This window comes from Maribacter sp. (genome assembly GCF_039974175.1).
GTDB lineage: Bacteria > Bacteroidota > Bacteroidia > Flavobacteriales > Flavobacteriaceae > Maribacter_C.
Genome location: NZ_JBDWJN010000010.1, coordinates 986,012 through 1,009,365 on the forward strand (window position 1 = coordinate 986,012; position 23,354 = coordinate 1,009,365).

Below are 23,354 nucleotides of genomic sequence, written 5' to 3' on the forward strand. Positions count from 1 at the left end.
AGTAAACAACGCTCTATTACCATACTATGTATTTACATACCCTGTGTGGTAAATACCAACTGCTTACTGTCGTACTGCTCTTCGTACCTTATACTATTTTAAAATTCGTCTGTTACACAACCTTGGGCCGCTGAGGATACAGAACGTGCGTATTTGTACAAGACTCCTTTTTTAAACTTCAATTCTGGTTGCACCCATGCTGCTTTTCGTTTTGCCAATTCCTGTTCATTAACCTCAACACTTATAGCATTCGTTTCGGCATCAATAATAATCGTATCTCCATTTTCAACTAATGCAATCGTTCCACCCTCTTGTGCTTCTGGGGAAATATGCCCCACTACAAAACCATGGGTTCCTCCAGAGAATCTACCATCAGTTATTAACGCTACTTCCTTTCCCAAGCCCGCGCCCATAATAGCCGCAGTTGGTTTGAGCATTTCTGGCATTCCAGGCCCCCCTTTAGGGCCCTCATAGCGGATTACCACAACATCCCCTTTTTTCACTAAACCGGTTCGGATGCCATCATTCGCATCGTATTCGCTATCGAACACTTTTGCGGTACCTTTAAAACGCAAACCTTCTTTCCCTGTAATTTTCGCAACAGAACCATTTTCAGCGAGGTTGCCGTAAAGCATTCGTAAATGACCTGTCGCTTTAATCGGCTTATCTAAAGGCATAATCACATCTTGCCCTTCTTGCAAATCAGGAACGTCTTTTAGGTTCTCCGCTAAGGTCTTTCCGGTAACCGTAAGACAATCACCATGCAGCAATCCGTTCTTTAACAAATACTTTAATACAGCAGGTATACCTCCCACACGATGAACATCTTCCATGAGGTATTTACCGCTCGGTTTTAAATCTGCAATAAAGGGTGTTGTGTCGCTAATATGCTGAAAATCTTGTAAGGTAAATTCAATGTCAGCCGCCCTAGCAATGGCTAAGAAATGCAATACCGCATTCGTGGAGCCTCCCATAATGGTGACCAAACGAATTGCATTTTCCAAAGATTTTCGCGTAACGATATCCAAAGGTTTGATATCCTTTTCAATGAGAATTCGCATTTGCTTTCCAGCCGCCAGACATTCTGCCTCTTTATTATCACTAATTGCGGGGTTGGAGGAATTGTAGGGCATTGACATGCCTAAAGCCTCAATTGCAGAAGCCATGGTATTTGCCGTATACATTCCACCGCAAGCCCCCGCTCCAGGAATCGATTTTTTAATGATACTCTTAAACTCCGATTCTTTCATGGTGCCAGCCACCTTTTCGCCCCAAGCTTCAAAAGCAGATACAATATCTAGTTTTTTATCGTTGTGACATCCCGAGGCAATGGTTCCACCATATACCAAAATCGAAGGGCGATTCAATCGCAACATGGCCATTAGAGCACCAGGCATGTTTTTATCACAGCCTACCACGGTAACCAAGGCATCATAAGACATTCCCTGAACCACCGTTTCCATAGAATCTGCGATGATATCGCGAGACGGTAATGAAAAACGCATACCGGGTGTACCCATAGAAATTCCGTCACTAACCCCAATAGTATTGAAAATGAGACCAACAGTCTCTTTCGAATTTACCCCTTCTTTTACCAATTTAGCCAAATCATTCAGGTGCATATTACAAGGGTTACCTTCGTAGCCTGTACTTGCAATACCAACCAAGGGCTTGGTGAAATCTTCATCGGTAAAACCAATAGCATACAACATCGCCTGAGCCGCTGGTTGCGTTGGATCTTGGGTTACATTTTTGCTGTGTTTGTTCAGTTCCATTTTTGTGGTTCTAGCGTTCTCGAACGCGATTTAATACTCCTAGTTAACAAATATAAAAGTTTGATTTATCGAATGCTTTTAACAATTTTTTGATGTACAAATTCAATCCTTCCATATTTATGATAACACCTTGAAAAACAATTATTTAAACAACTATTTCTTACCATACTCATACGATGCTTATCGTTATTTCTGAAGGGTGCTATAGCCATTTACTTTTGGTGTACCACTACCGTCTCTTCTATACAAAGACATAAGCCGGCAATGACCGAAAAATTGTTTCATAAAAAAAGCCTGTATCAAACGTATCTGATACAGGCTTTCTTAGTCAACGAAAATCTATATCATCCCGTTTGTGGGACAGATAGAATGACGTAGACTAAAATGGTATTTGCTTTCATTACTACAATAGTAATAAAAATAATCGGTATTGAAGGAATTCAAAACCACACACTGGGTATTTTTTGCTAAATTGAAACGATATAGCGGCAGTATGGGAACCAAAAGTATAATTTTAAAATCAAGCATCTCGGGGCTATTCATCACCTTGCTTTTGTTCACCTTCTCGCGAAACGATAATACCGCCAGCACCTACGAAAGCATTGCGCTTTTAAATAGTCGCTGTCCACCTGGCTTTAAACTAAATGCAGACAATGCCTGTATTGCTCAAAATTTATATCTGCAATACAATTCTCCAAACAACAAAGGAGTTGGAGGGTTGCAGACAGGTCTCCCTGAAACTCGGGATGGTTTTTCACCTCAAGAAATCGATTTGGGCAGGTACTTGTTTTTTGACCCTGTCTTATCCGGTGACGGAACGATTTCCTGTGCTAGCTGCCACAACCCAAGGAAAGGATTCAGTGATGGTAAGTCTACCAGTATAGGTGCCAACAATCACAAATTAAAGCGTTCAGCCCCCTCTTTATGGAATGTAGCTTATTTAAAAAGACTCTTTTGGGACGGGCGCGCGTCTACTTTGGAAGAACAAATGCAGGGACCTTTGTTTTCCCAAGAGGAAATGAACAATACGCCCGAAAATCTTTTAAAAACGATTAATTCTATTAAAACCTACCAGCATATGTTTGCCGAGGCCTTTCCAGAAAAAGAGGGAGGGTCACCCATTCAACTAGCGGAAATTTACACTGCTATTACAGCTTTTCAAGCTTCACTAATTTCATTGAACAGCAAATACGATCGCTATGCACATGGTTACCATCGCGCTTTGAATGAAAAGGAAATAGAGGGCATGAACGTTTTCCGTTCTTTTGTGGCCCGTTGTGCCGAATGTCATACACCACCACTATTCACAAACCAGCAGTTTGCTGTGATAGGCACCCCTGAACCTGATAACTTAGCGTTAGATGCCGGTGCCGAAATACCTTTTAAAGACAAAACCTTAAGAGGTGCCTTTAAAGTACCTAGCTTAAGAAACATAGAGAAGACCGCTCCATATATGCATTCGGGCTATTTTAAAACCTTGCGAGAGACTGTTGCATTTTATACCAAAGGTCGAGGGCATGCAGTTCCCGAAAATGAGCACCTCATCCTCCATTGGCATATTTGGGATCCGCAACTGAGCGATTATGAATTAGACCGACTAGTAGACTTTCTTAAAACATTGACCGACGAAACATTTATCCCCAAAGTACCTGAAACCTTGCCTTCTGGCTTAAAACCATCTGTTTAATCATACCAAGCTATCCTAAATGAAATCCGTACTCCTAAAGTTAACCGCAGCAATCATCATATTAGCCGTTGGCATTTTTCTGGGTAAAGCAATTTTCGCCTCACCAAAATCAGCTACCGTTCCCATGCCTTCTACCCTAAAATATAGAAATGTGGGGTTATCAATTGACACTACCCGCGTTGAAAAAAGCCAAGATTTTACAGGGCAGATCATTGAGGTCAATGACGGCAGTTCTATCCAAGTAGCAGTAAAAGCTGCCAATCCGGGTGACCTAATTCGCGTTTATCCTGGCACCTATTCTGAGAATGTTTATATCGATAAGAATGACATCAGTCTTCAAGGGGTCGTTGTTAATGGAAAATGGCCTGTATTAGATGGAAAAAAGGAAATCAATGATGCCTTTCTATATTCTGGAAACGGAATTTTAATAGAGAATTTTAAAATCATCAACTACAAGGGAAACGGTATTATGGGCCAGGCCGGAAATAATTTTGTGATCCGTAATAACTGGATTATAGATACAGGTGTATATGGCATATTTCCACAGTACGGAAAAAACGGCCTCATAGAGCATAATGTACTCAGTGTCATCGCCGACGCAGCCATTTATGTAGGCATGTGCGACAATGTAGATGTACTGCACAACGAAGTATTTGATAATGTGGCAGGAATCGAGATTGAAAATTCGCGTCACTGTTTGGTCGAGAACAACTATGCTCACAATAATACGGGTGGCCTCCTTGCCTTTGTTACTCCTGGATTGCCTATAAAAACTACATTCGATGTTATTCTAAGAAACAACTTTGTGGTCAACAACAATCATGAAAATTTTGGAGCCCCAGGATCTACGGTGGCAGGAATACCAGCCGGTACCGGCATTCTAATTATGGCAGCAGATGATGTCATCGTGGAGAACAATATTATTACGGGGAACAACAATTCAGGAATTACAATTGTAGATCTCGCAACAGGCGACCCAAAGGCGAATGACCCCAATTCGGAAGGAAACCCTGATCGTGTAGTCATTCTTGACAATATTATGTATGACAATGGCAATGACCCAACGGGCGAATTGAAAGCAATAATGCTTACACAAATGGATACTAAAGGACCAGATATTTTTGCCTACGGAGGTGGAAAGGGAAGTACCATTCGCGACAAAAACAAATACCGCACTTTTGGTTTAGATGGGTATGGCGATGCTCAAATTACCAGTACTGCAGATATACATACTATGATGACTCCTAACCCCGTACCAGCTAGATCAGTTTCAAAAGAAGAAATCGGCGAACTTACCTATTATGGGGTGTGTGCCGGTTGTCATGCCTTCGGCAGTAGATTGATCGGACCGCCCACAGAAATAATTCAGGCGATTCACAATGGCAATCCTCAAGGGATAGTCGATTATATTAACAATCCGACAAATCTCCGTGAAGACTACCCAGAGATGCCGCCACAAGACTATTTGGATGATGCGGCAAAAATGGCTGTGGCGGAATATATTCTGGCATTAAAAGAGTAACAATTGCTATTAGCCTTTGGCCAATTTAAAGGAAATGACATCTCCGTATTTCTTTTGCGCCAAAATGGAAATTGCCATGTCTGATAGCTGCAAAATACGCGGATATCCACCTGTTGTTTGGCCATCTTTCATCAATACAATCAATTTGCCCGAAGGGGTTATTTGAACAGTTCCGGGTAAGGTAGCAGAGGTGAGCATTGAATGCGAATGACCATCGATGGTTTCTTCTAATTGATAGGCCATGCGATTATAGTCTTTGGCGATGGAAAAATCTTTGGAAAACAACCGCTCCAGTTGCTTATCGCTTAGTAGTCCGAATTCAGGGCCAATGGCAACGTGAAGTACCTGCTTATCTAAAAAAGAATCTACTTTTATTTCCGAAATCTTAGCACTGTAATCATTTACCGTGTCGTAAAGCAACTCGGTGGGTTCACCTAAGTGACTTTTGTCGGTTAAAGGATAATAAAAAGACCTACTTCCTATTACAACGGTGGTTTGGAAGCCATTTTTGATGGCCAAATAATTACGGAAACCTTTTTTTAAGCGACCATAGGAAACAATATCGTCTTTTTGAATTTCGTAAACTCTATAGTGCTCCATCGGCTTGTTGTTCAAAGTAACCGATATATTAGCCCCTCCGATACAGATATAAGTCGGTTCTTCAAACAATAAGGTGGGTCCGGTCATGGTGATTTCCATTACAGCCGCATCAGGAGAATTATCAAGGAGTTTGTTGAGTTTTGAAGCTGAAAAAGAATCCATACATCCGGCAACAGGAACGCCTTTGTTTAGATACCCAAATCGACCATTATCTTGAATGGTGGTAAAAAAACCTGCTTTTAAGACTTTAAGCATTCCATTCGGTTTTTTCAAGTTTATATATACCTACTTCACCTTCAATTTTATGCAAATCATACTCAGCTCGTTCAATGGCATAAAACTGCACTTTATCACCTACATTCACAAAACAAGGGTTTTCATCTTTCGCATTAAACATAGGAACAGAGCAGTTACCAATAATATTCCAACCTCCAGGAGATTCTTGCGGGTAGATACCCGTTTGTTTCCCTGCCAGGCCAACTGCGCCTTTTTGAACTTTTAATCGCGGTGTAGCTTTTCTAGCGATTTCCAAGGATTTAGGCAAACCGCCCAAATACATGAATCCTGGAAGAAAACCGATTCCATAGACAGTGTATACATTTTCCGTATGTTGTTGAATTAGTTCTGGAACCTTTAAAGCTAATTTTTTGGCAACTTCTTCTAGATCGATCCCAAATTCTAAGTCGTAGCATACAGGTAGCCTCCAAAGGTACTTTTGCTTGGGTTTGCTATCACCACATTCTGCATGCCACTGCTTTAGTCTATTCTTTAATCGGTCAAAATCAATGGGCTCTTGTCGCAGGATTAGCGTAACGGAATTGTAGGCTGCTACTATTTCCCATTTCGCTACATCTAAACAGTTACTTTCAAGATAATTGGCAAATTTTAGAATATCATTTAAAATGGCTTCATCTACTTTATTTGGCCATTCTACCAATATGGCATGCACTCCGAAAGGTCGTATGGAGATCGAAAAGTCACTCACGCTTAATGAAAATATTATGTTGTGGTAATTCTTTGGTAAGGTACATCAATATTTGCAAAGCCGAAGGGGTATCACCATGAATGCAAAATGTATCTGCCTTTATTTCCACGGTACTTCCGTCTTCTGCTTTAACAACCCTATCTTGTACCATGGTGAGCAAATGAGCGCATAACTGTTCAGGCTGTTCTATAACTGCATTTGGCAACTGGCGTGACAGCAATGAGAGATCATTATTGTAATTTCTATCTGCAAAAGCCTCATATTTAATATTAAAGTTTTGCTTTAATGCTTCTAATTCAATAGCTGATTTATAAGGTACATACAAAAATATATGTTCCTTATATCGAGATATGGCTCTCAGAAAGATTTTAGCCAATTCTATATCCTTAGCGATATCGTTGTACAAAGCACCATGAGCTTTGATATGATGCATCTGTATGCCTACTTTATCCAATGCGGAGGTAAAGCTTTCCATTTGCGTTCGCAGGTCTTTTATCAAAATATCTGGAGAAATGTTTAAAGAAACCCTACCAAAGTTTTCCTTATCTAGATACGACGGATGTGCTCCTACCTTTACCCTATTCTCTTTTGCAAGGTGAGCGACCTGCAAAATCGTTTCAATACTTCCGGCATGACCCCCGCAAGCAATGTTGCAAGACGAGATCAAGGGCATCAAATCGGCTTCGTTTCCGATGCCTTCACCCACATCGCAGTTGATATCGATATATATGGTTTGTGGTTTCAGGGTTTATGTTCTTAGCTTTTGGCTCCTATAAATTATGATTTCCATGCTCTAGCAATCGCTTTACAACAATCCGATTACTTTAAAAATGCTTCTTGCTCCCAATATGATGGCCAAAACGATAATTGCGAAACCAAAGACGTTTTGTAAGAATGTGTTTTTGTATTTCCCCATTACCGCAGCGCGATTTACCACCCATAACAAGAATACAGCAATCGCCGGAAGCAAAACACCATTGGCAATCTGCGCAAACTTTATAACTTCAATAGGTTTGATTCCCAAAGACATAAAAATAACACCTATTGTCAAGATAATCATCCAGACCAGTTTGAACTTTCGGTGTTTCAATCCAACATTCCAGCCAAAGCAGCTATTTGCAACATAGGCCGCAGCCAAAGGAGCCGTGATTGCTGAAGTTACTCCAGCAGCAAACAGACCTATTCCCATAAAGTATTTCGCAGCGTTGCCGTAAAGGGGTTGAAGACCCTTGGCCAGATCCATAACATTTTTAACTTCTCCTCCTTTTATTGTAGTCGCTGCTATTATTATTGCCATGGAAACCAACCCACCAAGAGCGATGGCGATATAGGTATCTCGCCTAGCCGCCGCAAGGTCATTAGACGTTTTCCATTTTTCACCTACCAAAGAGGCGTGTAAAAACAGATTATAGGGTACAACGGTTGTTCCGACCAGCGCTATTATCGTCAATATACTTTCTTGTGGTACTGAAGGCACTAACAATCCTTTCAGGATTGCCAAAATATCTGGTTTTGTGATAATTGCGGTTACTAGAAAAGAAAGGCTCATGACAATTACAAGAGAAACCAACACCTTTTCTAGCACTTTATAGCTACCTATGTATAATAAGGCAAAGGCACAAATACCAATAATCCATGGATAGAAAGAAACATAACTTGCACCGAAGATCGCCTCAAGGCCCAAGATTGCGCCTCCAATGTTACCCGCCTCATAGGCAGCATTGCCTACAACGATGGCACCAAGAATTATGGCAACCACCATATTTCTGATCCAAGGGGTCTTAAGTTCTTCTTTGATGACTTCCGCCAATCCTTTTTGGGTAATTATCCCCAAACGGGCAGACATTTCTTGCAAAATAATGGTCGCCATCACTGAGAGTAGCATTGCCCATAAAAGTGCATATCCAAATTCTACCCCTGCCAAGGTACATGCAGTAACTGTACCAGGACCAACAAAAGCAGCCGCCACTAAAACCCCTGGGCCTATTTTTTTAAACATACTATTCGGCTTTATTTAAGGCATATATCGCAAAAGACCCCAACCAATGGGTTCCACCATAATTATCATCTACAATATTCGGCAGAGAATAGGCAATATGCTCTTTTGCTATTTCTTTTATATGATCGTATTCAGGCAAGGCCTTCGCAATGCCGTATAGGCACCATGCCCTACTAAAATTGAGCCCGTCTAAATGTACGAGTTTGCCATCGGTTCTATCTAAAATTTTACCAGGAGCCAGTTTGAATTCCGGGTCCTTTAATTGGGGTAAAAACATGTTGAACCAAATTTTAAAATCAGCCTGCGAATACACTCGGCTAACTAGGTTCGCCTCTTCTAGGCAAGGCGATAGAAAATCAAAACCACTAGGTTCCCAAGCTAAGGGGCAACCTGCAAGGGTATTGTCTCTTGCATAAAAACGTTTTACCGTTGCTTCGATTTCGCGCTTCAAACCTGTTACATTCAGCGTTTCTGCGTAATCTAGGGCAAAAGAAAGACCAAATGCCGTGTTGGAGTGTTCGCCAACTCGAATTGGATAGTTGAGTTTGGGAAGGAAATCCATATAAGACTGTACCATTACATCGGTTAGTGGCTGCAAGTTTTTTTCCAAATCCCTTGCCAAAGGATCATCCCAGGTATGTAGTTCTTCGGCCAGTTTTAAAATCCAAGCCCAACCGTAAGTACGCTCGTAAGAGGCATTTCCCGGAATTTTAAAATAAGCCACTTCTGTCAAGATATGCTGCTCAGAAAGCGATTCAGTCAACTTCTTACGTATATCAGCAGCCTGATTTAAATTTGGAAACTGTTTTAAGAGCGAAACCAAAGACCAATGGCCATGTACCGCTGAATGCCAATCGTAACATCCAAAAAAGGCGGGGTGTAATTCGCTTGGCTCTCCTATAAAAGTGGCATCATTCAAAGATTGATTTAGTTTATTAGGATATTCTATCGATATACATTCCATAGGAAGTGCAGCCAATCGATTCGCTTCGGCGAAATTCAATTTGATTGGTACATGTGTCTCACTACGGCCAACTTGGGTTTTTTCTTCGTTCACACAAGCTGTGTTTACAGCTGCCAAGAGTAGTATGAGAAAAGTTGAATAGCGCATGCTAAATTGTTTTTTGGAATTTGGTCTGGTAAATATAATGAACTGGAGTGGAGTTATGGCTTTGTCAGCACTTTTGACAAATCGCAGTACAATACGGGTGTACCTCGATATTGTTCACAAAGGCATTTTCTTTGAATTTTTAACAAATTTTGTGTAGTTCATCTAAAAAATTGCAGTTCGTCTAAAAGTGCTATACCATACATCGGAATTGTATACTAATTTAAAAATGGTGTGGTTATACTAATCCCAAATCAAAATTAACCTACTTGAATGACCTGTTTAGAATGTAATGTAGAACTCGGTTATGTCGACCATAAAAATTCGATGGATTCTTTAGGAATTGAACTATGTCACCAACATAGTAATCGCATGGAAAAGTTGATTGACCAAAACGGCACCCCCATTGAAGCCATTCAATTATATTATGGATTAAAGGAGGTAGGCGTAAACGCAATGTTAGAATGGTGGGATGGCAAAAAGTCAATAGATATAGCCATTTCAAGAGTAAAACTCAATATCATAGTGGATTGTGAGTATCATATGATGACACATGAACAAGCCATTAATGATTTAGAAGAAGCCATGCATTCGTTTAAAAACGGATTTACTACAATCCGTATCCCCCATGTTTTAATCAAGCATTATTTGAAAGAGACCGTGCATAATATTTTAGGTATTATGGAAGGACTTCGAGCGAATATAAAAGTCATTTAATCTTAAAAGATATCGCTATGTCAACGAATAAAAAGATTTTGAAATTACCCTTGCGAATTTCATTAGCCATTTTATTATCGGGCATACTTGCCAAGATGTTGGAATGGCCTTACGCAAAAAAAATTCTACTAATAGGATTTGCAGCTTTAGGTATCTTATATATTATACGCTTCATTAGCAAATCTGAAAAGAAGTTTTTAGATTATATCAAGCTAATACTTGTTTCGTTTTGGTCTTTATATGGAGTTTTTACCATTCTTAACTTCCCTTATACCTTATTTTTCCTTACGATGACCAGCACCTCTTTTGTGCTTTGGTTTATCATGGAAGGAACGGCTTACTTTTTAGATGAAGATCGACGGGCCAAAAACAGTTGGTATAGAATCTTATGGAATTGCGCCCTGGTTCTGGGTACATTTGCCGTAATTTCGGGAAGTCTTCTTAAAATTCTTCATTGGGACTATGCCCTTCACTTGCTATCTCTCGGGATTACGATGATAGCGGCCTATATCTTAAAGGATGTTTTCGTACCGGAGACTCCGAAGGAAGACGAGCACAATCACGAGGAGTATCAACTCTAAATAAGGGTATTAAACAACTTTCGCCATAGCTGGTCATATTCTCGATGAAAATGGCATTCCTGATTTGTCATCGACTGCGCATAACAATATCTTTGTTGGGCGCTAGAATCTAATACAGTCGTTATGAAAAATCAACGCTTGCTGCTGCTTGTATTTACTTTTGCTTTTTCTCTTTTGAGCCACGCTCAAGAACCCTCGAAAATGGAGCGGTTAATGGATTCGCATGACGAGGTCATGGCCAAGATGCCGAATTTGGTAAAATTAGTTGGCCAGCTACAACCCAAAGTCGATGATAGCGCGAAAGGGCAAGAATACCAAGAAGCCATAGCTGCTTTAAAAGCAAGTAACAAATCAATGATGACCTGGATGCAGGGTTTTGGTGAACGGTTTACAGCCGATGAAATGATGAAGGGAAAGGCGCTTACAGCTGAAAAAAAGCGCTGGCTTGACGAGGAGGTGATCAAGATAAACGCCCTTACCAAAGAAATTAACACAAGTATCAAAAACGCTGAGCAGCTTTTGGAACTATAACTGTAAATCAAAACCAGTGTTAACCCACATTTTACAAGCAACCGTGGTTACGAAAGCCCAATTTTGGACAGGGGCAGCAATTGTTGGTGGAATCATACTACTATCATATCTAGTTACAAAGTACACCAAATATGGAGGTGGAAGCGACTATGGCACTGGAGGAAGTGAAGTTGACGATATAGATATAACCTAGCTTTTTTTTTACACTCAACTCTTCTGATTTTCATCTGAACATACAAGCATTTTATTTGTATCTTTTGTATCAGAAAATGAGATACATATGAAAACCATAGATCGCCGTAATTGGCTTAGAACGGTTGGCTTGTCTGGAGGGTTTGCCATGCTTGGAGGATTGGATGCCCTAGCTATAGAACCAGCCACCACTCCCGACCTAAAGAACAAAATTGCTCGATTAAGCTCCAACGAAAATCCGTACGGACCTTCTAAAAGGGTACGTCAGGTTATTACCAATAATTTTGATATTGCCTGTAGATATCCGTTCAGTATGCTTTCTGAGCTGGCTCAACAAATTGCAGACAAGGAAGGGGTTGCCAAAGACCATATTGTTATTTCAGGAGGTTCTGGTGAAGGTTTGTGTGCCGCGGGGCTCGCCTATGGTATGTCGGGTGGTGAAATTATTGCTGCCGATCCAACTTTTCAACAAATATTACGCTATGCCGAAAATTTTGGAGCCTATGTGCATCGAGTGCCCGTCGACAAGGACATGGATCACGACTTAGATGCTATGGCCAACCGCATTACCAGTAAAACAAGGCTAATATACATTTGCAACCCAAACAACCCAACAGGTACCATTATAGAAAAAAACAGACTTCACCAATTTATCACCTCGGTAGATGATAAAGCTGTGGTCTTTAGTGATGAGGCCTACTACGATTTCATAACCGAACCCGACTATCCGTCGATGGTAGACTTGGTAAAACAAGGACGCAACGTAATCGTATCTAAAACCTTTTCCAAAGTATTCGGATTGGCGGGTATGCGTATAGGGTATTTGATTGCCAGACCAGATATCGCGTCGCGAATGAAGAAAGCCGTCATGGCCAATACAAATATATTAGCACTTCAGGCGGCAAAGGAAGCTTTACAAGACACCGAATTCTATAAATTTAGTATAGCAAAGTCAGCAGAGGCGAAAAGTCTTATTTACAACACCCTTGATCAGCTTGGGCTAGAATATATCAAATCGCACACCAACTTTGTATTCTTTAAATCGGGCAGGCATATCAATGGACTGATTGACGACATGAAAAAGGAAAAGGTGCATATAGGTCGACCCTTTCCTCCTTTTTATGATTGGGCTCGTATTAGTACCGGAAAGATTGAGGAAGTAGCCCAATTCGCGAAAGCCTTGAAAAAAGTTATGGGGTAACGAACCTATAAAATCTCTAAAAACCACATACAATATGGGGTTTTATTTTTCGTTAACTTGATAGTCCCATACTTTAGTTTTGAGGGTATGGTAATATCAGCACAATGAAGCACATAGTACTTTTCGCATTTTCTATATGCCTTTTTCAATCGGGTTTTCTCTATTCCAAAAACAGTGAATCAGATCGGTCTTGTAGTGAGCCTTTGAATCAACTCGATTTAAAAACCGCAATTCGAATCAGCAATCCGAATAGCAATACGGTTTGGATGTCTCCGGGCAAAGCCCAACTTGAGTGGTCTACAGAAAACATCTCGGCTAACAAGACCATCCAATTCTATTTGTCGAAAGACGATATGGTGGTACAAGAATTAGGCATATTCAAGAATAGCAGCTTTATAGATGAAATAGCGCTCGATCCCGGCATGGAAGGTGATAATTATCGCGTATTTGGTATTGAATTATTTCCTGATGACAAATACAGTATTGCCAAGTTCGCCACTTCCACCTTTACGATCAAGAAAGTACCGAGAGTAAGGTCGTCGGTTATGGTTGAGGAGGAGCCAGAAAAACCAGCAATTAGGGCAAACTTTGATGGCAGAAGCATCAATTATGTAAAAGAACTGAATGTAAATGGTACTGACATTCGTATCAATCTTTGGGATCATGGAAGAAAAGATGGAGACATTGTTTCCATTTATTTAAACGGGGAAGCCATTGTATCGAAATACCTTCTAGAATACACCAAACGCGTCTTTGAAGTCAAGCTAGATCCGTCTAAACCTAACGATCTATTCTTATATGCCCATAATTTGGGGCAATTCCCTCCAAACACAGTCTCCATTGAAATCACAGATGGCAAAATATCCGAAAACATAGTGCTCAATTCCGATTTAAAGAGCTGTGAAGCGGTTCTTATTAATGTGAACCAATAAGTGCTGTTGTTCAAAGCTACTAAGGCGACATCGGTATAATTGTCAGCACACCACTTTCAAGCGAATAGACTACAAAAAAATCCGTTAAAGTGCTGTTATTAAGTGCTATACGGAAAAAAGCGTATTCCTGTTCATAGATGAAAAACTACCGCTAATCCGATTTCTTACCACAAATCGAGTATTTCGTTCGTTACACGAATCTGGCAATTATTATTAGTACTCATCCCGTTTTATATAAAAACCTAATATCATGGATGAGAAAACTACCATTAACGACATTTTGGTTTACGCCTATTGCGGCTTTTGCTTTCTATGGAGTCTCTATGTACTATTTTTTTCAGAAATGTAGGTAAGCGCTTTGGGTTATAAAAATCAAATGGGTTGAGAAATGCTGTGCCTTCTTAACCCATTTTAGTTTTGTAGCATCTAGACCGCCACAGTATCGTTCGACCTGCTAGTCTCAAATATTAGCGCCTAAAATCGCGAATTGCCCTAACACGAAATTTTCGATGTTCGGCTTCTTTGTTATAGTGATAAGATCTGTTGGCATCGCGAAACCGTAACAATCTCGCTTGGTATTCATCGAAATCTGTGGCACTCCAATACAGTCCATCTGAAAATTCCCCCTTATTCGAGGCACCCTGCCCAATAGTCTTTTGCATGAGCAACAATTCGTCAAAAGTCGGTAACCTCCAACCAGACCCCAATTGGTCGTGTATACTCATAGCATTTTTCCAAGTCATGGGGCCAACATCATCGATATGTGCAATTTTTCCAGTTTTGCCATCAGCTGCAATTTCAAAAACATAACCATCTTCATAGGTATCGCCAACCGCCAATTCGATTAGCACCTCTTCCTTCTCGGTCAAGTCTATATCTAATTCTTCCTTAGCAGTAGCGTCTTTACCCAGAATGGTATCGGCAATTGGCGTGGTATCAGTTGGTTTATCAGGGGCCCTATTAGTCTTCGAACAGCTGCGAATCGCCCATGTAGCTAATGCCACCAACAACAAGGCTGCAAGTATTCTTTTTACATTTTTTGAAGCATAGCCGTTCCAAGCTTTTTCAACCCTTTCCTTGACCTTAATAATAACAGGTTGTTCCTTGCCTTTTTTCTCATCTTGGTTTACAGGGTCTATTACGCTTTTGGTTTGGGCCTCTTCCCCTAGTCTTCGTTGCTGCTCACTTGAGCTTTGTCTTTCCGCTGCTTCCCTCAGCCTTTTTTCTTCCTCCTGCCTTCTTTGTGTTTCTTGTGCTTCCTGCAACTTTTTTTCTTCTTCGGCCTTTGTTTTGGCCGCTTCTTCTTTAAGTCTCCGTTGCTCCTCAGCTATTTTTTTTGCCTTGATCTCTTCTTGAAGCCGAAGCGCTTCTTCGTTTTCTTCTTCTTCCTCGTTAAAACTTAAGGCTATCTGTTCCTCTGCGCTATCAATCGTTTGCTGCGCCGCTTCCTGAATTTCCGATTCCTCTTGGGTAGTTTCACCTAGTAATGACTTGATCACACCCTTAATGTTCACGGCAATGTTTGCATATGCCTGATTGGGTGAATCCCAGGTTTTTATCGGTTTTGCATCCTCTGGCAAAACCTGTAGTTCATTTAAGCTAAAATCGTAGTCGTCTGACTGAAACTCAATCTCCCATTGACAATAATCAATGAGCACGGGAATAACCGTAGCTTTGCCCTCCTTATAGCGGTCAATGACCATTTTAAATTCCAACTGTTTTACAAATTCAGAATACATAAAAGTATTGCTTACCAAAAGGAGGAAGATATCGGCTTCATGCAAACGTGATTCGATCTGGGGTTTCCAAAACTGTCCGGAATGGATGGCATCATCATGCCAAAAAGAGACATCGAACTCTTTTTCGAAGGGTTTCAGATGATTTAGTAGATGAAGCAATATTTCCTTATCCTCTGAAGTGTAAATTGTAAAAATAGTAAGCTGAGCAGCCATTTTATTATGAAACTATTTTTTATCCACTCTAAAATAGAGAATAATATCAATAAAGCAGATGATGTGACCAACTTATTTATGCTATATAACACCCAGTATCTTAGGAAAATAGTACCTCTCATGCCAGCTGTACTTTGCGATATCGGCCGCAATTTTACGTGACTTTACGTATAGATTTTGGTGCCAGTAAGGCAAAAACAATGCCGGTCATTCAAGAATAAAGATTTGGTTTTAGGAGATCAGTACTAAGATAGTTATTAGGCCAGATGAGGTATACCGAATGAAAATAGTGTTAAATTCGTATTGTTCGGTGTACCCAAAAAGCATTGCTGAACTATTTTTCTGTTTCGAAACTTACAACAGTCTTGTCGCTTGCTAATCGAAAGTATACTATTAAGTAGGGCAAGGTCTCGGTTCACTCGCAATGCATTAGGTCGAAGTCGTCTTGAAAATGTATTCAAAAGTGTAGATGAACTATATCTCTTTCAGCTTATATCGTAAAGTAATCGAACACGCTTTGACAGAAGGCATGAAGATGGAAGATTTTAAAGATCTCGCGATACCCATTGATTCTTTGCATGACGTAAAAGCTGTTCCTGCCGACCAATTTTTTGAACTTCATGAGCGCATCGACCAAACCTTAGGGCCAGGCTTTGCGATACGCGTAGGACAACAGATGAAGATAGAAGACTATGGCGTTTTGGGGCTGTCATGGAGAACCTGCTCTAAGGCTGGAGAAATATTTGAGCGTAGTGAACGCTACTTCAAGCTTTTATCAAATACCTATGTTTTCAAAGTGGAGAAAGATCATCACATTTCGAAAATTCATTTATTCAGGGAAGGATATCGCAGAGGTGTTCAATTGTCTAATGAAGCTACTTTTTCAGCCACTGTTGTGGTACTTCGGGCCTTGACCGAAACAGAGATCGCTCCAGTAGGTGTATCGTTTAAACATAATTCACCCAAAGACCTGAAAAGCTACCAACGCGCTTTTCAATGTTCTATCTTATTCAATCAATCGGAAAATTATATTTCCTATAAGACAGCGGAGCTCGAAACTAGGACAGCCAAGGCCGATGTTAGCATCAATAAGTTTTTGGTTGAAAGGGTTGAAGAAGAAACCAAAGGTATTGAGGTGAGCCCAAACAAAATAGCCTTAGACGTGGCTAAACTAATTAAGGATGCTCTCCCCAGTGGTATTCCCAGTATAACGCATTTGGGCGAACATGTGGGTATGAGTAGTCGCACCTTAACCCGCAGATTATCTGAGAGTGGTGTTTCCTTCAGAGATCTCATCAAAAAGACCCAATGGGAAATCGCAAAAGACCTTCTTCTAAATTCTTCTAAAAGTGTGGGAGAAATTGCTTTTCAAACAGGATTTTCCGAGCAGAGCGCGTTTAACCGTGCTTTTAAGCGCTGGACGGGTCAATCTCCAATTGAATTCCGAAAAACCAATTAAATATCAGTTTGGCGTAAACTGTCAAAACATTGGCTTTTAGTGTCAAGTATAGGGTATCTCAAGCTACTACTTTTACACTGTTATTAATCTCTAAAACAAATTGAAATGAAAAGTAACATCTTAGTTATCGGTGGAACTGGTAAAACTGGTCGCCGTGTCGTTGAAAAATTGAAACAGCAAGGCCAAAATGTTCGAATAGGAACGAGAAGTGGCAGTCCGGCATTTGATTGGAATGATCCATCGACCTATGCCAGTGCACTACGTGGAATCGATAAGGCATATATTGTTTTTTATCCCGACTTAGCTGTTCCTGGTGCAAAAGTAGCCATTCGGTCGTTAGCAGAAGCTGCCAAAAATGAAGGGCTTCAAAAGCTAGTTTTGTTATCAGGAAAAGGGGAAAGAGAAGCCGAGCTTTGTGAACAGATCATAATGCAGTCTGGCATTGATTATACCATCGTAAGGGCGAGCTGGTTCATGCAAAATTTTAGTGAAAGCTTTTTCCTAGACCCAATCTTGGCAGGCCAGGTAGCCTTACCAAAATCAGAGGCAAAAGTGCCTTATGTGCATGCTGACGATATTGCTTCTGTCGTTGTTGAAGCGCTTTTAAATGAGAAACATAACGGACAGGTCTATCAATTAACAGGCTCCAGAACCTTGACTTTTCCTGAGGTAATGGAAACAATTGCAAAAGTTAGTGTACGTGAAATACAATTTACCCCCACTAGCCTAGAGGAATATATAAGCTCCTTAGAACGGCTTGGCGTGCCCGAAGACTTTGTATGGCTATTGAATTATTTATTTTCGAATGTGCTCGACGCCCCTGGAAATAATGTCGTAACCAGTGATGTTGAAAAAGTCTTGGGTAGAAAACCAATAGACTTCAATACCTACGCTGAGGAAACCGCTAAGACCGGGGTTTGGAATCAAGCCATAATTCAATCCATCTAAAATCACCGAAGATGAAGCAAGTTCATAAAAAAGACGTTATTATTTCGGCCGTTATTGTTTGGGCCCTAGGTGTTAGTGCTTTCGTGGCTTCCTACTTTGTACCACTCATGTCAGATCCTGATCTTCAAGCCAATTGGGTACTTTCACTGGTCTTGATTCCTAGTGCCATGCTTGGCACCCATATATACTACAGGAAAGGGCATAAGACCAATGGTATTGCCTTGGGCGCTTCCATGTTTCTAGTAACAATGGTCTTAGATGCCTTGATTACAGTTCCTGTTTTTATAATGCCTTACGGGGGCGATCATATATCATTCTTTTCAGATCTAGGGTTTTGGCTGCTTGCTGTAGAGTACATCAGTGTTGTAGCTACGTACTGGCAGATTGAAAAAGCGCTAAAGTCGACGCGTAAGAAACAAATTTCATGATAAAAAAGGTCAACCATAAGGAGGAGTCATGGTATTCAGATGGTTTCTCCTTATGGTATTAATTTGGCTGTACCAATCTACAAACTATTTCTCAACCCAACCACCCTTCTCGATCCAAACTCCGATACTGGATGGCTTCTGCAATATGGTCACCCTTGACTTTTTCAGATTTTTCAAGATCAGCGATGGTTCTTGACACTTTTAAGATTCGGTCATAAGCACGAGCCGATAGATTCAAATGCTCCATAGCATTTTTTAAGAGTTCTTTTGACGCCGCATCCAAGTGACAGAATTCACGAATCTGTTTGGTGTTCATTTGGGCGTTGTAGTGCACATTTTCCAACGCTAGAAAGCGTTGGGTCTGTACTTCGCGAGCTTCAGTGACACGTTTTCGAATTTCGACACTCCCCTCTCCTTTTCGATCTTCGCTTAATTTCTCAAACGGAACCGGAGTCACTTCAATATGAATATCGATCCGGTCTAAAAGCGGCCCTGATATTTTGCCTAAATAACGCTGCATTTCCAAAGGGGAAGAACTTACAGGTGCATCAGGATCATTAAAATACCCGCCGGGACTCGGATTCATACTGGCAACCAACATAAAGCTGCTCGGGTATGTCACCGTAAAACGAGCTCTTGAAATGGTCACTTCACGATCTTCCAAGGGTTGTCGCAATACTTCTAAAACCCCTCTTTTAAATTCGGGCAGTTCGTCTAAGAAGAGTACCCCATTGTGGGAGAGGGATATTTCCCCTGGTTTTGGGTATGAGCCTCCACCTACAAGAGCCACATCTGAAATCGTGTGATGTGGACTCCGAAAGGGGCGTTGGCTCATTAGTCCCCTATTCTTAATTCTCCCAACAACGCTATGAATTTTGGTGGTTTCCAAGGCCTCATGCAAGGTCATTGGCGGCAAAATAGAGGGCAAGCGCTTGGCCAGCATGGTTTTACCCGCGCCTGGAGGGCCAATTAAAATCACATTATGTCCGCCGGCTGCGGCGATCTCCATACACCGTTTGATACTCTCCTGCCCTTTTACATCTGAAAAATCAAATTCAGGGAAATCTAAGTTTTTATAGAATTCGGCTCGGGTGTCGATGATGGTCTGTGCTAAAGAAGTGCCTTTGTCAAAAAAATCAATCACTTCACTAATATTTTCTACTCCGAAAACCTTTAAATCGTTAACAATAGCGGCTTCCTTAGCATTTTGAATTGGCAAAATAAAGCCTTCAAAACCTTCTTCTTGGGCCTTTATCGCGATGGGCAAAGCCCCAACTATGGGCTGTAGACTTCCATCTAACGATAGCTCGCCCATGATAATGTATTTCTCTAGATTTGCAGAATGTATTTGGCCAGATGCCGTCAGTATGCCCAGGGCCAGGGTCAAATCGTAAGCAGAACCCTCTTTACGCAAATCGGCCGGAGCTAAGTTCAAGGTTATTTTCTTCCCAGGAATGCGATACCCATTATTCAACAAGGCAGCGGCTATCCGATAGTTGCTCTCCTTGATGGCATTATCCGGCAAACCTACCAGATGATATCCAACACCGATATCAACATTTACCTCGCAGGTTATGGTTTGGGCTTCAACGCCAAAGACCGCACTACCAAAAACTTTTGTGAGCATACGAAGAGATATCGGCTAAGATATATGTATTCGCTGCAGCAAGTTTGCAGTGCTTATTCGACCGTAAAAGATTTCATAATAGTGACTGGTCTACCATAAATGGAAAAGCCCTCCAAAATAACTTCGTAAGCACCAGCAACTTCAGAGGTGTAAAAAGACAGTGCCATTTCTTTTCCTTCAAAAGACACCGTCGGTTTCCACAAAAGTTGATTCCTAAAATCAGGAATTCTATTGTCAGATTCTGACGTGTAGATTTGATTAAAGTAGTTTTTGATTGGTCGTGGGCTATCTAATTCAAAATCAGTAATATTAGCATTTTTCAAAAGGTCAAAGTAGTTTCCTTCATTAGTAACAATATTGACCATGCCAAAGTAGTACTTTCCACCAATGCGATACTTCTCGCGCACGGTATTTATGCTCTTTGCTGTTCTGGTATCAAAATCTAACACATCTTCAGGATGCGCAATAAATACGCCATCAATATATACCAAAGCATCGTATTCCGATTCTTCATAGGTTTCATCGAACGACCGCACTTTGAAAACGGCCACACCTTGCTTATTTTTTTTGGTCCATACATTGGGTACCAGTTCGATAATAGTTTCGCCCAGCGTTTTAAATCGGGTAAACTCCTCTAGATTGATTACTTCGACAAAGGCACCTCCATAAGGGTCATTCAACAGGTCTAGACGCAAGGTATCTGGCTTTATGGTGAAATATCCGTTTTCAATTTGATTTTGCACGCTGCGCCTCACAATGGCATCTTGCATTTCTTTGGTCATTGCGAAGTTTTGAAACCTTAGGCTGGAATAATTCAAAGGTTCTTCTTCCTCTATTTTGATGGTATAGGCTTCCGTTGCAACATCCAACACCTGAAAAAGGGCATTTGGTACCGTATAATCTTTATTGATATTCACATGAAAAACACCTGCACTATCGGTCAGCACTACTTTGAGTTGAAAATCTTCACCCGGAATGGAAACACTTATCTTTTTGTTTACAACCGAGGCTATACCGTCTTTTGCAATAAGTTGCCCCTTGAGCAATTCACCATCCAATTCAGGTGCAAACCGTATTTCTTCATAGAAAGCTCCGGCATTTGATGCCTGTTTGTTATGCCAATCGATGTATGATTCGGGAGTATGCTTTTTTAAATCTCTTAGCACTTCCTCTTTTCTTACCGATACCGTATAATTACCGTAACCCGAGGCACCTCTAAAGTTTTTAAGACCTAAAGTTACTTTCGATTTCTTTGGGTACACTTCCTTATCTGTGGAGAGCACAAACCGCTTATCTTCTTCGATCACAAGGGGGGCAGTTGAAGCTCCAATACTTGGTTTTTCAGATAAATCAGGTAAAATAGCATCCTGATTGACCCGATAAGGGTTGATGATACTAATGTCTTCTTGAAAGAACAAATTCATCTCCCCATTTTTCATCCAACGGGTATACGCTATGAGTTTATAATTGCCAGAAGGTACTGTAGTGGGTACAAAGAAATCTCCCTGTCCTTGACTTTTTACCAAACGAATTTTATGACGAAAAACAAGCTCCTTCTCCTCGTTTATCAACTCCACATAGCCGATCGTACTTATTTTACTAGGCTGTTTGGTTTTATCGTCTAGACAATACATTTTGTAAAAAAGGTATTCCCCCGTAAAAAGCAACGAAGTGTTAATGCTCACATATACCTTTTCGCTGGGCAATACTTTGAATTGGTCATACGAACTGTTCTTTTGGTCTTGTCCAACACTTAGCTGGCCAAAAACTAAAGCAATGAGTACTAAAAGTTTACTACTGGTTTTCATACATCTGTAATTTGTTCGTTAATCAACCCAAAATTCGGGTTTTATATTACTTCCTAAAATGGTACAGTCACCGCAAATGGTTGGGGTAACATAGTAAGGGCCTTCGCATTCTAAGGGATTATCATTGGGGCCGACATACTCTACAAGCCCTAGCTTAATTCTAGGCACCAAAGACTGCGGACAGCCAAATGGAGGTGGCGGTTTTGGGCCATCTAGATTTGGATCGCCCAAACATGGGCTTAAAATTCTATCACAATTAAATTCAAAAAAATAAGGCGGTAGTTCTTCACCAGGAAAAAAATCCGAATAATCAAAAAACAGGCGCTTTTCGGCGCTACTAGCCACCTCAAAATAGCCGATTACCATATTCGTTTCGGTTGACGCCCTTATGTTTCCTTGCAGAAATCCTGGTTGAACCTCACTAAACACACTCTCGCTCTTCGTAAAATTCCGAAGATTTTGATAGTAGCTGTAACTATCAATAGATTGTAAATATTGTTTTACCAAAATGCTATAGCGATGTGAAATAATAGGATTATCTCTGCTAATGAAGCGCACCAAAGCCCGCTCTGCTATTGATGACTCAAGTGCATTTGTACTTACAAGAGTGATATCGTTCGAACTGCTTGTTTGGTAACATACTTGTTCGGAATTTGTTCTTGGAACCGTCGTTACAGCCGGGTACAGCACCGATCCATCTGCTTGTAATTCCGCTTTTTCCCGAAGTATTCTAAACTCCAGAGGCGTCCAATTTGGTGCGATAATTTTATAGGTTTCCTCGTAGGTATATCTAAAATAGTTACTTGAATTGCTTGTATCAGAACCATCTATATAAATAGCCATGCCTTCTTCGCCAAAATCATTCACTATACGTTCCGCATAAATATCTTGAATCATCGAACTGCCTATTGGACTACAGAAATCAGACTCATAAGACTCATTATTCGAAGTTGTAATTTGCAGTTGATAGCTTCTATCTTGCATTGCGCCAAAGGATATGTCAGAAACATATATTCCTTCGTTTCCTTCTTGTTCAGAAAAGGTAAACTCATTTTCCTGGTCATCTACTATTTTTACCGTAGCGTTAGTTTCACCATTATCCCTAAGATCACTAGGTGGTACAAAAGGAATGAGCGGGTTATATATGGGTAATGCTACCACATTTATATCTTTAAGGTTTGCAGCCCTACTTAAATAGATGGTTTGCCTTTGATCTGCAGTTGTAATTGTTGCCTCCACCACCAACACATCTGCTGCTGTTCGAACCTCAAAATCAAACGGTTCAATACAATTTGTCATTAG

At 40.7% G+C, this 23,354-nt stretch carries 21 protein-coding genes; 11 read left to right on the forward strand and 10 right to left on the reverse strand.

The window, feature by feature from the left end; translation table 11 throughout:
- Window positions 1–98: 98 nt before the first annotated feature.
- On the reverse strand, window positions 99–1,775 hold the full coding sequence (gene ilvD, locus ABJN95_RS13505) for a dihydroxy-acid dehydratase (RefSeq protein ID WP_348370941.1): 1,677 nt from the start codon (window positions 1,773–1,775) through the stop codon (window positions 99–101).
- 430 nt (window positions 1,776–2,205) lie between these two features.
- Here ilvD and ABJN95_RS13510 point away from each other — a divergent pair, with 430 nt between their 5' ends.
- Window positions 2,206–3,462 carry a cytochrome c peroxidase gene (locus ABJN95_RS13510; protein ID WP_348370942.1) on the forward strand — a complete coding sequence of 419 codons (1,257 nt, stop codon included), beginning with the start codon at window positions 2,206–2,208 and terminating at the stop codon, window positions 3,460–3,462.
- Between the two features lie 19 nt (window positions 3,463–3,481).
- Window positions 3,482–4,984 (forward strand): parallel beta-helix domain-containing protein, encoded by a 1,503-nt coding sequence (locus tag ABJN95_RS13515; RefSeq protein ID WP_348370943.1) that lies wholly within the window; start codon window positions 3,482–3,484, stop codon window positions 4,982–4,984.
- Between the two features lie 9 nt (window positions 4,985–4,993).
- Here the strand turns inward: ABJN95_RS13515 and ABJN95_RS13520 are convergent, their stop codons facing one another.
- From ABJN95_RS13520 to ABJN95_RS13540, 5 genes are read right to left on the reverse strand one after another with little or no spacing between them, the layout of a single operon-like run.
- Complete coding sequence (locus ABJN95_RS13520) at window positions 4,994–5,839, reverse strand: biotin-dependent carboxyltransferase family protein (RefSeq protein WP_348370944.1); 846 nt, start codon at window positions 5,837–5,839, stop codon at window positions 4,994–4,996.
- Window positions 5,832–6,569, reverse strand: a complete 738-nt coding sequence (pxpB, locus tag ABJN95_RS13525) for a 5-oxoprolinase subunit PxpB (RefSeq protein WP_348370945.1) — start codon at window positions 6,567–6,569, stop codon at window positions 5,832–5,834. Before pxpB ends, ABJN95_RS13520 begins: the two co-directional genes overlap by 8 nt.
- Window positions 6,562–7,314, reverse strand: coding sequence for a 5-oxoprolinase subunit PxpA (pxpA, locus tag ABJN95_RS13530; protein WP_348371741.1), 753 nt, complete (start codon window positions 7,312–7,314; stop codon window positions 6,562–6,564). Before pxpA ends, pxpB begins: the two co-directional genes overlap by 8 nt.
- Before the next feature lie 60 nt (window positions 7,315–7,374).
- Window positions 7,375–8,568 (reverse strand): Nramp family divalent metal transporter, encoded by a 1,194-nt coding sequence (locus ABJN95_RS13535; RefSeq protein WP_348370946.1) that lies wholly within the window; start codon window positions 8,566–8,568, stop codon window positions 7,375–7,377.
- Between the two features lies 1 nt (window position 8,569).
- Window positions 8,570–9,679 (reverse strand): DUF2891 domain-containing protein, encoded by a 1,110-nt coding sequence (locus ABJN95_RS13540; protein WP_348370947.1) that lies wholly within the window; start codon window positions 9,677–9,679, stop codon window positions 8,570–8,572.
- A gap of 270 nt (window positions 9,680–9,949) precedes the next feature.
- On the opposite strand from ABJN95_RS13540, the gene ABJN95_RS13545 reads away from it, so the two are divergent.
- The 6 genes from ABJN95_RS13545 (at window position 9,950) to ABJN95_RS13570 (ending at window position 13,830) form a co-directional block, all read left to right on the forward strand.
- Window positions 9,950–10,393 (forward strand): hypothetical protein, encoded by a 444-nt coding sequence (locus ABJN95_RS13545; protein ID WP_348370948.1) that lies wholly within the window; start codon window positions 9,950–9,952, stop codon window positions 10,391–10,393.
- A 17-nt stretch (window positions 10,394–10,410) separates the two neighbouring features.
- Window positions 10,411–10,974, forward strand: coding sequence for a hypothetical protein (locus tag ABJN95_RS13550; protein ID WP_348370949.1), 564 nt, complete (start codon window positions 10,411–10,413; stop codon window positions 10,972–10,974).
- A 123-nt stretch (window positions 10,975–11,097) separates the two neighbouring features.
- On the forward strand, window positions 11,098–11,505 hold the full coding sequence (locus ABJN95_RS13555; RefSeq protein WP_348370950.1) for a hypothetical protein: 408 nt from the start codon (window positions 11,098–11,100) through the stop codon (window positions 11,503–11,505).
- 16 nt (window positions 11,506–11,521) lie between these two features.
- Window positions 11,522–11,698 carry a hypothetical protein gene (locus tag ABJN95_RS13560; RefSeq protein WP_348370951.1) on the forward strand — a complete coding sequence of 59 codons (177 nt, stop codon included), beginning with the start codon at window positions 11,522–11,524 and terminating at the stop codon, window positions 11,696–11,698.
- 87 nt (window positions 11,699–11,785) lie between these two features.
- Complete coding sequence (locus ABJN95_RS13565) at window positions 11,786–12,898, forward strand: histidinol-phosphate transaminase (protein ID WP_348370952.1); 1,113 nt, start codon at window positions 11,786–11,788, stop codon at window positions 12,896–12,898.
- A 104-nt stretch (window positions 12,899–13,002) separates the two neighbouring features.
- Complete coding sequence (locus ABJN95_RS13570) at window positions 13,003–13,830, forward strand: hypothetical protein (protein WP_348370953.1); 828 nt, start codon at window positions 13,003–13,005, stop codon at window positions 13,828–13,830.
- A gap of 467 nt (window positions 13,831–14,297) precedes the next feature.
- Here ABJN95_RS13570 and ABJN95_RS13575 read toward each other — a convergent pair whose 3' ends face one another.
- Window positions 14,298–15,782: a TIR domain-containing protein gene (locus tag ABJN95_RS13575; protein WP_348370954.1), complete on the reverse strand. Its 1,485-nt coding sequence runs from the start codon at window positions 15,780–15,782 to the stop codon at window positions 14,298–14,300.
- A 469-nt stretch (window positions 15,783–16,251) separates the two neighbouring features.
- Between ABJN95_RS13575 and ABJN95_RS13580 the strand changes: the two genes are divergently transcribed.
- From ABJN95_RS13580 to ABJN95_RS13590, 3 genes are all read left to right on the forward strand, one after another.
- Entirely contained in the window at window positions 16,252–17,241 is a 990-nt protein-coding gene (locus tag ABJN95_RS13580) for an AraC family transcriptional regulator ligand-binding domain-containing protein (protein ID WP_348370955.1), read from the forward strand.
- Between the two features lie 105 nt (window positions 17,242–17,346).
- Window positions 17,347–18,189, forward strand: a complete 843-nt coding sequence (locus ABJN95_RS13585) for an NmrA family NAD(P)-binding protein (RefSeq protein WP_348370956.1) — start codon at window positions 17,347–17,349, stop codon at window positions 18,187–18,189.
- A gap of 11 nt (window positions 18,190–18,200) precedes the next feature.
- Window positions 18,201–18,617: a DUF5367 family protein gene (locus ABJN95_RS13590; protein WP_348370957.1), complete on the forward strand. Its 417-nt coding sequence runs from the start codon at window positions 18,201–18,203 to the stop codon at window positions 18,615–18,617.
- A gap of 91 nt (window positions 18,618–18,708) precedes the next feature.
- Here ABJN95_RS13590 and ABJN95_RS13595 read toward each other — a convergent pair whose 3' ends face one another.
- The 3 genes from ABJN95_RS13595 to ABJN95_RS13605 are packed head-to-tail and all read right to left on the reverse strand — an operon-like array spanning window position 18,709 to window position 23,351.
- Complete coding sequence (locus ABJN95_RS13595) at window positions 18,709–20,244, reverse strand: YifB family Mg chelatase-like AAA ATPase (protein WP_348370958.1); 1,536 nt, start codon at window positions 20,242–20,244, stop codon at window positions 18,709–18,711.
- Window positions 20,245–20,297: 53 nt separating this feature from the next.
- Window positions 20,298–22,052 carry a hypothetical protein gene (locus ABJN95_RS13600; protein ID WP_348370959.1) on the reverse strand — a complete coding sequence of 585 codons (1,755 nt, stop codon included), beginning with the start codon at window positions 22,050–22,052 and terminating at the stop codon, window positions 20,298–20,300.
- An 18-nt stretch (window positions 22,053–22,070) separates the two neighbouring features.
- Window positions 22,071–23,351: a DUF4249 domain-containing protein gene (locus ABJN95_RS13605; protein WP_348370960.1), complete on the reverse strand. Its 1,281-nt coding sequence runs from the start codon at window positions 23,349–23,351 to the stop codon at window positions 22,071–22,073.
- Window positions 23,352–23,354: the final 3 nt, after the last annotated feature.